Origin of the sequence: Pseudomonas sp. LRF_L74 (assembly GCF_965644255.1) — a bacterium.
GTDB lineage: Bacteria > Pseudomonadota > Gammaproteobacteria > Pseudomonadales > Pseudomonadaceae > Aquipseudomonas.
On the sequence record NZ_CBFFRH010000001.1, the window covers coordinates 849643 to 862265 of the forward strand.

Genomic DNA, 12623 nt, shown 5'->3' on the forward strand with positions numbered 1-12623 from the left:
CGGCTCCTGGCTCAGAAAATGTGGAAGGGCACGTTGATAACAACGCGTGCTTCTTCCACGTTGCCTTCGATCTGGTTGTCGTGGCTGCGCAGCCAGTTGCTGCCGGCGGCGAGGCTGGCGCCTTTGAGTTGGCCCGATTGCAGGGTGTACAGCAGGTAGGCGCCGACCTCGTAATGGCTGGTGTCGTCCTGGGTAGGCGAGAGGGTGTAGGCGCCGTTCGGGCCGCCGTCATAGTGGGTGCCGTCGATCCCCCAGCCGCGCACGTACCACAGCAGTGACTTCAGGCCCGGAACCAGGCGGCCCCAGTCGCGGGTATACGCCACCTGGAAGGAGGTTTCGTTGGGGCCGTTGAAGTACGAGCCCATGGCGTTGGGCAGCGACATGGCATTGGAGTCGCGCACGTAGTCGAACCACTCGTCACCGACGATTTTCTGCAAGCCGAATTTGACGCTGTTGGCACCGTAGGTCGGTGTCACGGTCAGGCCATAGGCCTGTTGCTCGATCTTGCCGGCCAGCTCGCGGCCCTGGGAGTCGGTGTTGTAGGCGTCGATGCGGACCTGGGTGGTGAGGTCGCCCCATTTGAGTTGCTTGGCCAGGCCCAGGTACTGTCGATTCCAGACGTCCTCCAGGCGCGATACATAGGCGCTGGTTCGCCAGCCGTCGCCAAAGCTGTAGTCGCCGCCTACGTAAGCGTTGAAGTCCGGCGTTACCGCACGCGAGGCCCATTGCAGCGCCAGCTCTTCGGTGCCCGCAGCGGCACGTGGGCTGGTGTGATCGAAGTAGCCGGCCTTGACGGTCAGGCCGTCGACGGAGGTGTTTTGCAACGAGGCGCCATCGAACGAGGCGGGCAATGCACGCAGGTCGAAGTAACTCATCATCGGCGTATCGACCTGATGGCGGCCGAGCTTCACCTCGGTATCGGCGAAGCGCAGCTTGAGCGCGGCGATACCCAGCTTGCTCCAGTCGTCGACTACGTCGCCATCGGCATTGACCAGCATCCGGTTGCTGCCCCCCGCCGCCTTGGCGGTACTGTGGTCGAGGGCGATTGCGGTGTAGGTCGACAGGTCTACACCGACGCCCACCAGGGTGTCGGTGAAGCCGGAGCGATACTCCAGCTTCAGTGCCTGCACCCAGGCGCTGCGGTCGTGGGATGTCTGCGGACCGTCCTCGGTGGTGTAGCGGAACAGGTTGCTCTTGCTGGCCATTTCCTTGGAGAACCAATGACGGGTGTTGAGGGTGAGCGAGCTGCCCTCGATGAAACCTTCTTCAGCGTTGACCGGTTGGGTGAATGCGATGCAAGCGAGGACTCCGGCGAGGGGGCCGGCAAATCTGCTGGGTGAGTGCATGGAATGTGCCTGTAATCGTTGTTGGCGGCAGATCGATGAGTGCTGCTGTTGTTTTTGTTGTTCGAACGGGCGGTTCACAGGCTGTGTGAAAACTACTGCGCTCGGTCATGCGGCGTTAAAAACCGGCTCAAAATGCTCATTTACAACGCGTAAACTGCGCTTTTTCGCCGGTTTTTGCCTTGCTTGACCGTCGCTCGCTACGTTTTCACACAGCCTGTTCAGCGCGGGTTGAGCTGGCACCAGCGGGCGATGAACACGGCGAGAACCTTGGTGGCGTCCATGATCGAGTCGATGGAGACCCATTCGTCGATGCCATGGATGTTGTCGCCGGTTGCGCCATAGCAGGTCGCCGGGATGCCGCCGTAGAGGTTGAAGAAGCGCGCGTCGGTGGTGCCTTCGAAGGTGTATTCGGCGACTTCCGTGCCGAGCACGTCGCGGTGCACGTCCTTGAGCGAGGTGACCATCGGCGTGTTCATGTCGACTTCGCAGCCTTCGGCCTTGAAGCCTTCGTAGCGAATCCGGTATTGCGCATCCTTGCTGGCCGGGTGGGCAGCGAATGCATCCTGGATGCAGGTCTCCAGTTCGCCGCGCACGTCTTCGATGGTGCGTCCGGGATAGAAGCCGACGCGGATATCGAGGCGGCAGCGGGTGGGGACCGAGGAGGTCCATTCACCGCCTTCGATACGGCCCAGGTTGAAGTTGATCGGCTTGTGCGAGTGGGTGTAGCAGTGATGGCGATGCTGGGGTTCGTTCCAGTGTGCTTCGCGTTCCTGCAAGGCCTTGAACAGGCGCATGCCCATCTCCACGGCGGAGAAGCCCTGGCTGGCGCGGGCGGCATGGGCGGGGTGGCCTTCGACTTCCAGGGTCAGCCACATCACCCCCATCTGGCAGGCCATGACACCGTTGTTGGTCGGCTCGGTGATGATCGCCGCATCGGCGGTATAGCCTGCGACCAGGCAAGCCAGGGCGCCGTTACCCGTGCATTCTTCTTCGATCACCGATTGCAGGATGACCTCGGCAGCCGGCTCGTAGCCCAGCTCGCGCAGGGCCTTGAAGGCGATCAGGTAGGCTATGATGCCGGACTTCATGTCGGCACCGCCGCGCCCATACAGGCGGTCGCCGTCGACCCAGGGCTCGAACGGCGGGCGGGTCCAGAGCGCGGCGTCACCGACCGGCACCACATCGATGTGGCCGTTGAAGATCAGCGAGCGGCCTCGGGTTTGCTGTGGCCGGTGACGCCCGATGACGTTGACGCGCCCGTCATAGCTGATCAGCGAGGGCGAATAGCCGGGGTGTTCACGGATCGCGTCTTCGTCGATGACCAGGTTATCGACTTCCAGATCCAGCTGCGCGAAGCGCTCGGCGACCCAGGCCTGGGCCGAGGCTTCCTGGCCAAGCAACGACGGCTTGGCGATCAGTTGCGACAGCCAGTCGACGGTCTCTGCGCGCAGGGTTTCAACGGCCTCGACGATCTGTCGTTCCAGGTCATTCCGAGGCATGGCGGCTTGCTGCATGGGATCTCCAACGGGTGGGTGAACACGATGGTTGCGCAGGCTAAGTGGCCCTGTTCCATAGCGTCCAATACCCATTTTCGGGAATGACCATGCTGTAACGGCATGCAAGATTGCGGTGCGTGGATGCACCTGCGAGGGGCTGCGCCCCAGGGCATGCGGGGCCTGGAGAGAGGGTGTGCGGGCTGGTGACAGAGCACGGTTGTAGGGCGCCCGGCAGGGTTCGGTTGCGGTGAGGCGGCAGTCGAAAAAGGATGAATGACGGCCGCGTTCGGGGCGACGGCGTTGTGCGCGGGTGGTGCAGGCAATGTTGAGTCAGGAGCGAACACGGCAGTAAGCGCAACACCCACCGCCGAAGTAATCGTCATTCCCGCGAAGGGGAATCACCCAGAAACGTGAGGCGATAAGCCGCCGGAGCATTTGGGTCCCCGCCTTCGCGAGGACGACGGGCATGAGGAGGTTGGCATCCATAGATGCATCCTCATGGCCGGCGGCGAACGAAGAGCGCCAGGCAGGCGCGCATGCCGGGGCCTACCTCGTCATTCCCGCGAAGGCGGGACAGCGGCTCCATCGCTGAACAGCGATTGCGCTGACCCGAAGGGGAATCATCCAGAAACGTGAGGTGATAAGCCGCTGGAGCATTTGGGTCCCCGCCTTCGCGAGGACGACGGGCATGAGGAGGTTGGCATCCATGGATGCATCCTCATGGCCGGCGGCGAACGAAGAGCGCCAGGCAGGCGCGCATGCCGGGGCCTACCTCGTCATTCCCGCGAAGGCGGGACAGCGGCTCCATCGCTGAACAGCGCTTGCGCTGGCCCGAAGGGGAATCATCCAGAAACGTGAGGTGATAAGCCGTTGGAGCATTTGGGTCCCCGCCTTCGCGAGGACGACGGGCATGAGGAGGTTGGCATCCATGGATGCATCCTCATGGCCGGCGGCGAACGAAGAGCGCCAGGCAGGCGCGCATGCCGGGGCCTACCTCGTCATTCCCGCGAAGGCGGGACAGCGGCTCCATCGCTGAACAGCGCTTGCGCTGGCCCGAAGGGGAATCATCCAGAAACGTGAGGTGATAAGCCGTTGGAGCATTTGGGTCCCCGCCTTCGCGAGGACGACGGGCATGAGGAGGTTGGCATCCATGGATGCATCCTCATGGCCGGCGGCGAACGAAGAGCGCCAAGCAGGCGCGCATGCCGGGGCCTACCTCGTCATTCCCGCGAAGGCGGGACAGCGGCTCCATCGCTGAACAGCGCTTGCGCTGGCCCGAAGGGGAATCACCCAGAAACGTGAGGCGATAAGCCGCCGGAGCATTTGGGTCCCCGCCTTCGCGAGGACGACGGGCATGAGGTGGTTGGCATCCATGGATGCCTCCTCATGGCTGGCGGCGAACGAAGAGCGCCAGGCAGGCGCACATGCCGGGGCCTACCTCGTCATTCCCGCGAAGGCGGGAACCCAGAAGCGCTTTTTTATTTGGGCTCCCGCCTTCGCGGGAGTGACGACAAATAATCCGAACGGGCTTTCCTGTCTCGTAGCTGCTACTCAAACTGAAACGGAAGCAGGCTCAGCGCTTCAACATCGCCCGCATGTTGGCCAGGGCATCGTTGCCCCGTGCGGCTTTCACCTCGACGGGCGCATCTTCCTGGCCTTCCCAGGCCAGGTCTTCCGGCGGCAGTTCGTCGAGGAAGCGGCTCGGCGTGCAGTCGATGACCTCGCCGTACTGCTTGCGCTTGGCGGCGAAGGTCAGGGCCAGGTTGCGCTTGGCGCGGGTGATGCCGACGTAGGCCAGGCGCCGCTCTTCCTCGATGGTGTCGGCCTCGATGCTGGAGCGGTGCGGGAGGATTTCTTCCTCGAAGCCGATGATGTACACCGACGGGAACTCCAGGCCCTTGGAGGCGTGCATGGTCATCATCTGCACGCCATCGGCGCCTTCTTCCTCTTCCTGCTGGCGCTCGAGCATGTCGCGCAGGACCAGCTTGCCGATGGCGTCCTCGATGGTCATGTCGCCGTCCTCGTCCTTGTCGAGGGTGTTCTTCAGCGCGTCGACGAGGAACCAGACGTTGCCCATGCGCGCCTCGGCGACCTTGTCGCTGGAGGCGTTCTGGCGCAGCCACTGTTCGTAGTCGATGTCCATGACCATGCTGCGGATCGCGGCGATTGGATCGTTCTGCGCGCACTGCTGGCGCAGGTTGTCCATGTAGCGCTTGAAGCGCGACAGGCGCTCGGTGAAGCGCGCGTCCAGGTGTTCGCCCAGGCCGATCTCGTCGCTGGCGGCGTACAGGCTGAGCTTGCGCTCGTTGGCATAGTTGCCGAGCTTCTCCAGGGTGGTCGAGCCGATCTCGCGGCGCGGCACGTTGATCACCCGCAGGAAGGCGTTGTCGTCGTCCGGGTTGACCAGCAGGCGGAAGTAACTCATCAGGTCCTTCACCTCCTGGCGGGCGAAGAAGCTGGTGCCGCCGGAGAGGCGATAGGGAATCTGGTGGTGCTGCAGCTTCAGCTCCATCAGCTTGGCCTGGTAGTTGCCCCGGTAGAGGATGGCGAACTCGCTGTACGGGCGCAGGGTGCGCAGGTGCTCGGTGAGGATTTCCAGGGCCACCCGCTCGCACTCGGCGTCTTCGTTGCGGGTGCGGATCACGCGGATCTCGTCGCCCATGCCCATCTCGCTCCACAGCTGCTTCTCGAAGGCGTGTGGGTTGTTGGCGATGAGTACGTTGGCGCACTTGAGGATGCGGCTGGTGGAGCGGTAGTTCTGCTCCAGCATCACCACTTTCAGCGACGGGTAGTCTTGCTTGAGCAGGTTGAGGTTCTCCGGTCGCGCACCGCGCCAGGCGTAGATCGACTGGTCGTCGTCGCCGACCACGGTGAACTGGTTACGCATGCCCACCAGCATCTTCACCAGCAGGTACTGGCTGGCGTTGGTGTCCTGGTATTCGTCGACCAGCAGGTAGCGGATGCGGTTCTGCCATTTTTCCAGGATGTCCTGGTGCTCCTGGAACAGCTTCACCGGCAGCAGGATCAGGTCGTTGAAGTCCACCGCGTTGTACGCCTTGAGCGTGCGCTGGTAGTGCAGGTAGACGATGGCGGCGGTCTGCTCCTTCGGCCCGCGGGCGTTGGCCAGGGCCTCGTCGGGCAGGATCAGGTCGTTCTTCCAGCTGTCGATCAGGTTCTTGATCTCGTCGGCGCCGTCATCGCCGGCGTATTCCTTCTGCATGATGTCGGTCAGCAGGGCCTTGATGTCGCCGTCGTCGAAGATCGAGAAACCGGGTTTGTAGCCCAGGCGCGCGTATTCCTTGCGGATGATGTTCATGCCCAGGTTGTGGAAGGTCGACACGGTCAGGCCACGGCCCTCGCCACCCTTGAGCAGGGTGCCGACGCGCTCCTTCATCTCGCGCGCGGCCTTGTTGGTGAAGGTCATGGCGACGATGTGCTGGGCGCGGATACCGCACTGCTGCACCAGGTAGGCGATCTTGCGGGTGATCACGCTGGTCTTGCCGGAGCCGGCGCCGGCGAGCACCAGCAGGGGGCCGCTGATGTAGTCGACGGCTTCCTGCTGCCGGGGGTTGAGTCGGGACATGGTGACCATCACGGGAAAACGGGGGCGATCATTTTCAAGCCCCGGGCGACAAGCTTCAAGCGGCAGGCGCTCGGACCGACCGAATGTCGCCGGGCTTGGCAAGGCAGGCGGCCCGTGACGATCGAGGCGGAAATGCTTTCTCTGATCCCGCTGCGTGCGCCTCCCGGTGCTCGGCCGCCCGGTTTCTACGCGTTGCAGTGAGGGGCGAGGACTTCTTCTATGCTGAGGAGGCGTTGTGTTATTGGCGTTTTTCTTAGTGGAACACTCAAGTATTCTCGCGCCCCTGCCGATAGGCGGCTACATCATCCGTTTTGCTCCGTTCATTGTATCCCGGAGATTTCCATGCCTCGTTCACCGTCCCGCATCGCCTGGCAACTGGCTGTCGCCATGGTCGCCGTTCTGGTCCTGCTGACCACCGGCAGCACCCTGTTCGCCCTGCATTCGCTGGATACGGCGAACCTGTCCACCCGTAGGCAGCACCTCGACAGCGAGGCGCGCCTGCTGGCCGATCAGCTCGATACCTTCCATGGCAGCCTGAAGGAAAGCACCCAGCGCCTGGCCAGCCTGTTCGAACAGCGCTTCGCCAACGGCCTGGCGCTGGACAATGAGCAACGCATCGCGGTTGCCTCGTTGAAGCCGCCGGCACTGCTGCTCAAAGGCCAGGCGCTGAACAACGATTTCACCCAGGTCGATGAATTCCGTCACCTGACCGCTGGCGTGGCCACGGTCTTCGTCCGGGATGGCGACGATTTCGTGCGCATCACCACGTCGCTGAACAAGCAGGACGGCAGCCGTGCCATCGGCACCGTGCTCGATCGCCAGGGCCCGGCCTATCCGAAGGTCATCGGCGGGCAGAGCTATGTCGGCCGGGCGCTGCTGTTCGACCGCCTGTACATGACCCAGTACACACCGGTGCGTGACGATGCCGGGCGGGTCATCGCCGTGTTGTTCGTTGGCTTCGACTACACCGATGCGCAGAACCGCCAATTCGCCAACCTGCAGCGTTTTCGCATCGGCAAGAGCGGCTCCCTGGCGCTGCTCGACGAAAAGAATGCCTGGCTGGTGCAACCTGCCGGAGCCAGGCAGGTCGATGGCCTGAACGCGATCATGCCGACATTGACCGCCAAGCCGGATGTCGGCCAGTTCTGGAGCGATGGCGAGGAGGCGTTCTTCAGCGTCGCCGTGCCATTCGCTGGCGGGCCCTGGCAGGTCGTGGCGACCATGCCCAAGGCGGAGATCCGCTCGGTGACCTGGGCGGTCGGTGGCCAGCTGGCGCTTGGTAGCCTGCTGGCGATGATCCTCACCGTGGCCGCCGTGGTCTGGCTGCTGCGCAGCAAGCTGCGCCCGCTGGGCGAGCTGGTGCGCCAGGCCCAGGCCCTCGGTGCCGGCGACCTGAGCGCGCGCTTGAAGATCAGCAGCAACGACGAGATCGGCGAGCTGGCGCGCAACTTCAACCAGATGGGCGATGCCCTGTCGGACATGGTCGAGCATATCCGCAGTGCCTCCCAGGAAGTCGCCAGCCGCGCCCAGACCCTGACCGGCCTGGCCAGCGGCGCCTACGAAGGCATCGAGCAGCAGTCCGGCGAGATCACCAGCATGGCCGGCGCGGTGGAGGAGTTCAGCGCCACTTCCCAGGGTATCGCCGACAACATGGCCAACACCGAACGCCTGGCCAGCGAGAACGCCCAGCAGACCGGCATCGGACGAGGCAGCATGGACGAAGCCTCGGCGGCGCTGAAACAGATCGCCGAAGCATTGGAGGACACCGGCGCGGTGGTCAATACGCTGGGCCAACGCTCCCAGGAAATCGGCGGCATCGTCGGCGTGATCACCGCCATCGCCGAGCAGACCAACCTGCTGGCGCTCAACGCCGCCATCGAGGCGGCGCGGGCCGGCGAGCAGGGCCGTGGTTTCGCCGTGGTGGCCGACGAAGTGCGCAGCCTGGCCGCCCGTACCCGCGAGGCGACCGAGCAGATTGCCAGCATGATCGGCAGTATCCAGAGCGAGACCGGCAGCGCCATCGACACCATGGACCAGGGCCGCGAGCTGATGCGCAACGGTTTACAACTGAACGCCCGGGTCGGCGAGGTGCTGAACCTGATCGCCGAGCAGAGCAAGGAAGCTGGCGAGCAGTTCGCCGCCATCACCACGGCGGCGCATGAGCAGAGCGCCACCGCCACCGTGCTCAGCAACAACCTGCAGAGCATCGCCCTGGCCAACGGCGAGCAGCGCGAAGTCGTGGCCAACCTGGCGCATACCGCCCAGGAGCTGGAGCGCCTGGCGGGGACGCTACGCCAGGAGATCGGGCGGTTTCACTAGGGCGCCGTCACAGCGCATCCTTCAGCCGATACCAGAGCATGCCCAGGGCCAGCAGCGGCGAGCGCAGGTGCTTGCCGCCGGGGAAGGTGATGTGCGGCACTTTGTCGAACAGGTCGAAGCCGCTGCTCTGCTCGCCCGCGATGGCCTCGCCGAGCAGCTTGCCGGCCAGGTGCGTGGCGTTGACCCCATGACCGGCGTAGGCCTGGGCGAAGTACACGTTGGGCTGGTCCGGCAGGCGGCCGATCTGTGGCAGGCGGTTGGCGCCGATGCCGATCATGCCGCCCCACTGGTAGTCGATGGCGACGTTGGCCAACTGCGGGAATACCTTGAGCATCTTCGGCCGCATGTAGCCGGCGATATCCGCAGGGTCGCGACCGGAGTAATGACAGGCGCCGCCGAACAGCAGGCGCCGGTCCGCCGAGAGGCGGTAATAATCGACCGTCACCCGCTGGTCGCAGAGCGCCATGTTCCGCGGGATCAACGATTTTGCCAGGCTTTCTGGCAGCGGTTCGGTGGCGATCACGTAGCTGCCGGCCGGCAGCACCTTGCCGCCGATGCGCGGCTCGAGGTCGTTGAGGTAGGCATTGCAGGCCAGCACCAGGGTCTTGGCCTGGATATGGCCGTTGGCGGTATGCACCTTCACCGTCGGACCGTAGTCGATGCGTGTGACCGCAGACTGTTCGAACAGACGCACGCCGAGTGACGCCGCTGCCGCCGCTTCGCCAAGCGCCAGATTGAGCGGGTGCAAATGGCCGGAGCCCATGTCGATCATGCCGCCGACGTAGCGGTTCGAGCCGACCACTTCATGCACGTGCTGGCCGTCGAGCAGGCGCAGTTCATGGCGATAGCCGAGGCTTTCCAGCTCGGCCTTGTCCTCGGCCAGATGCGCCAGGTCGCGCGGTTTGTTGGCCAGGTCGCAGTAACCCCAGGTCAGGTCACAGTCGATCTGGAAACGTTCGACGCGCTGGCGCACCAGGTCGACGGCTTCCAGGCCCATCAGCTTCATGGCGCGAACGCCTTCACCGCCAATCACCGGTTCGAACTGTTCCAGGCCATGACCGACGCCGCGAATCAACTGGCCACCGTTGCGCCCGCTGGCACCCCAGCCGATCCGGTGGGCCTCCAGCAACGTCACGGAGAGCCCCTTCTGGGCCAGTTCGATGGCGGTGTTGAGGCCGGAAAAACCACCGCCGATGACGCATACGTCCGCCTGTTCCTCGCCTTGCAGAGCGGGAAAAACAAGCGTTCGATTCGGGGTGGCGGCGTAATAGGAGGCCGTGTGGGGCTGAACGGTCATGTTCGAAATTCCGCTTCTTATGTTCTGAATATTTGACGAGCATAAGCGCCCTCAGCGTCTCCGCCAAGAGCGCTACGCGAATCGGCGCCAATTCGCAGTGGGGGCTGTGAGGCATTTGGCTGCGGCTACGGATCGAGCCTGCGGCGCAGCCACGATAGCGGTGCCAAGGCACAGAAGATCGTCCAGGCCAGTAGCCTGGCGACGCAGCGCAATGGCAGCGGTGCGCGTTTCCAGTCCGGCTTGGGCGTGAACGCGCCTTCGGGATGGAAGTGCGCCAGCGGCCGGGTCAGGAAGCCGTGCCACAGGCCTTCGCGCGAAATCAGCACGCGCAGGTTTTCGGCGATGAAGAAGCCCGAGTGGCCGAAACTTTCCGTACGCACGTTGAGCGTGGATTTTGCCAGGTAACCCGCCCGTCCACCGGGGCCGGCACCGGGTATGAAGAACTGGGCGAAAGGCACGGCCCTGTCCTTGTCGCCGACATGGTTGAGGATGGCCTCGATCCGGCCGCAGGCGATATGACGATCCCAATCGAAGTCGGGGCGCACGATACTGGCGGCGGTGATGATCCGGCCGAACCTCAGGTCGTCGAACGCCGGATTCTGCAGCACCAGTGACAGCAGGTGGCTGCCGAAGCTGTGCACGACGATATCGGGTGCCGTGGGACGGTGGCTTTTCTCGGCCTGGCGGATGGCGATCCGGATGCGTTCGCCCAGGTTTCTGGCGAGCCGGCGATGCATCCAGCGCGCCAGCACGTCGATGGTCGCCCAGCCGTATTTGTAGATCAGCACGGGCGCCGAATAACTGAGGCGGTTGGCGATCTCCCAACTGAACTCCTCCTGCCATTTGGCGCGGCTGTTCATGCCGTGGATGACGATCACCCAACGGATGTCGCGGCTGATCTCACCGTTCAGCCGGTAGAAATGTTCGGCGATGGGCGCTTCGCCCTGCTCCTTATAGTCGCTGTGGCAATAGGGGCACGACGTGCCGTCCGCGCCTGCCGGGAGCATCTTGCCGCAGGCGCGCATTGGGCAGCGATAGGCTTCGATCCTTCTCGCCCTGGCTGAGTTGACCAGGCTGTCGAGAAAGGCCAGCAAGGTGCTGTCGTCCGCCTGCGAGTCCACTGCCTGGGCGAATTGCGCCCGCGAGAATTCCAGGCCCTGGCCTTGTTCCAGGCGCCGGGCAATTTCGGTTTCCCAGCGGGTCTCCGGTGAGTGGCTGATCATGGCTGGTTGTAACCCCAGAGCAGTTCGACGATGCGCAACACGTCCTCACGCTTGCACTGCGCCAGGATTCGCAGCCGGCCTTCGTGGCCATGGACCTGCACGGCAAGCGGCCGGCTGGTTCCGTGACCCTCGACCGAGAACAGCAGCATGCCCTGCGCCCGGTCGAACTGGTCGGGGTCCACGCTCTGCAGCACGACCCGCACCGGTTCCACCGCATCGATGGCGCCCTCCGGCAGCGTGGAGGCCATCTCGACATAGCCGCTTTCGAGTTCGAAGCGGGTCGAGTGCACCCCTTTGCCTTGCATGGCGGCGACCTTGACCGCCTGGTTGAGTGGGATTGGAACGCTGGCCGCCGCTGGGCAGCCGAGCTTTTTCAACGTGCCGCGTACCTCGCTGAACACGGCCTTGTGCTCGATGTCCGGGTTGCGGTGGATAAGGACCGCGCAATAGGGCTCGGCAAAGCGCCACTCGAAGCGCACCAGGCTGCGCTCCAGGCGCTGGCGATAGGCGTCGAGGCGATAGCGCTCCAGGCCCTCGACCTCCATGCGGTCCTTCGGCTTGTAGCGGTTCCAGGCTTCCTTGCCCTGGTGCCAGGTCAGCGACAGGCCGCCCTGCGTCAGGCCGATGTGCTTCAGTTCCAGCGTGTCGGGGAAGTCGAGGCTGGCGCTGGCATCCAGCAGGCTGGCGTGGGGGCTCGCGGCAATGCCGGCGACCAGCGTGGCGTGGTCGATGGCGGGCGGTTCGATCAGGTAAAGGTGCTGGTTGCCCCAGCCCTCTACCTCGGCAAGCCAGGCTTCCAGCGCGGCCTGGGTGATGAGGTCGTCATCGATGGCGGCATCGAGGTTGGCGGCAAAGTCTTCCTTGGTCGTGCCAATGCGGTTGCTGGTGCTGCGCAGCAGCTCCTTGATGAAGTCATTGCCCTGGGCAACGATGACCCGTCTTACCAACGCCTTGAGTTGCGCTTTGCTCAGCCGTTCCGTCGCCATGCGTTCTCCTGGCCATGCGCTACGTTCTGCATGAAATACCCGGGCGCCATCATACTGCGCCGGGCGCCGCCCAGACACAGCGCTGATGCGTCATCGCCCCGAAGCCTGGCTCCAGGCGTTCGTGTACGAGCGGTGCATCCACGGGCTACCTGCCAGGCGGTTCGATCTGGCTGCATCAGCGGATCGCCAGTTCCTCAAGGATGTGGATAGAAGCCAGAGCGGCCCGGGGATTATGCTGCTGGGCGCCTGCAAGGTAGAGTGATGTCGATTGAGGCACCGAGGTCGCTGGTCGTATGGGATTGCCAGTGCCTACACCGGACGTGCTGCACAATAATCACTACCGTACTGCCGCGCTGGGTTCAGGTCGCCCAAA

General features: G+C 64.1%; 6 protein-coding genes and 2 pseudogenes. 2 read left to right on the forward strand and 6 right to left on the reverse strand.

All coding sequences use genetic code 11. The features are described 5' to 3' along the window. Positions 1-11: 11 nt before the first annotated feature. The 3 genes from ACSZPK_RS03980 to rep all read right to left on the reverse strand — a co-directional run bounded on the left by ACSZPK_RS03980 (position 12) and on the right by rep (position 6425). Positions 12-1346, reverse strand: coding sequence for an OprD family outer membrane porin (locus tag ACSZPK_RS03980; RefSeq protein ID WP_437880081.1), 1335 nt, complete (start codon positions 1344-1346; stop codon positions 12-14). Positions 1347-1564: 218 nt separating this feature from the next. After that, positions 1565-2860 carry a M20 family metallopeptidase gene (locus ACSZPK_RS03985; RefSeq protein ID WP_437880082.1) on the reverse strand — a complete coding sequence of 432 codons (1296 nt, stop codon included), beginning with the start codon at positions 2858-2860 and terminating at the stop codon, positions 1565-1567. 1555 nt (positions 2861-4415) lie between these two features. After that, positions 4416-6425, reverse strand: coding sequence for a DNA helicase Rep (rep, locus tag ACSZPK_RS03990; RefSeq protein ID WP_437880083.1), 2010 nt, complete (start codon positions 6423-6425; stop codon positions 4416-4418). Positions 6426-6812: 387 nt separating this feature from the next. Between rep and ACSZPK_RS03995 the strand changes: the two are divergent. Beyond that, positions 6813-7889 (forward strand): annotated as a pseudogene (locus ACSZPK_RS03995) (Cache 3/Cache 2 fusion domain-containing protein); the annotation flags it as partial. Positions 7890-8195: 306 nt separating this feature from the next. Next, positions 8196-8744, forward strand: a pseudogene (locus ACSZPK_RS04000) (methyl-accepting chemotaxis protein); the annotation flags it as partial. Between the two features lie 7 nt (positions 8745-8751). Here the strand turns inward: ACSZPK_RS04000 and ACSZPK_RS04005 are convergent. The 3 genes from ACSZPK_RS04005 to ACSZPK_RS04015 form a co-directional block, all read right to left on the reverse strand. Continuing rightward, a complete protein-coding gene (locus tag ACSZPK_RS04005) occupies positions 8752-10041 on the reverse strand; it encodes an NAD(P)/FAD-dependent oxidoreductase (RefSeq protein ID WP_437880084.1) in 1290 nt (429 codons plus the stop codon). Between the two features lie 125 nt (positions 10042-10166). Next, positions 10167-11264, reverse strand: coding sequence for a hypothetical protein (locus ACSZPK_RS04010; RefSeq protein ID WP_437880085.1), 1098 nt, complete (start codon positions 11262-11264; stop codon positions 10167-10169). After that, the gene (locus ACSZPK_RS04015; protein ID WP_437880086.1) at positions 11261-12250 is read right to left on the reverse strand and encodes a hypothetical protein; all 990 of its coding nucleotides are present in this window, start codon (positions 12248-12250) and stop codon (positions 11261-11263) included. The genes ACSZPK_RS04010 and ACSZPK_RS04015 overlap by 4 nt, the downstream gene beginning before the upstream one ends. Positions 12251-12623: the final 373 nt, after the last annotated feature.

What these genes read in the sequence shown, in the direction of transcription:
- ACSZPK_RS03980 (WP_437880081.1), bottom strand. Translation starts at nt 1,346, where the DNA reads ATGCACTCACCCAGCAGATTTGCCGGCCCCCTCGCCGGAGTCCTCGCT.
- ACSZPK_RS03985 (WP_437880082.1), bottom strand. Translation starts at nt 2,860, where the DNA reads ATGCAGCAAGCCGCCATGCCTCGGAATGACCTGGAACGACAGATCGTC.
- rep (WP_437880083.1), bottom strand. Translation starts at nt 6,425, where the DNA reads ATGTCCCGACTCAACCCCCGGCAGCAGGAAGCCGTCGACTACATCAGC.
- ACSZPK_RS04005 (WP_437880084.1), bottom strand. Translation starts at nt 10,041, where the DNA reads ATGACCGTTCAGCCCCACACGGCCTCCTATTACGCCGCCACCCCGAAT.
- ACSZPK_RS04010 (WP_437880085.1), bottom strand. Translation starts at nt 11,264, where the DNA reads ATGATCAGCCACTCACCGGAGACCCGCTGGGAAACCGAAATTGCCCGG.
- ACSZPK_RS04015 (WP_437880086.1), bottom strand. Translation starts at nt 12,250, where the DNA reads ATGGCGACGGAACGGCTGAGCAAAGCGCAACTCAAGGCGTTGGTAAGA.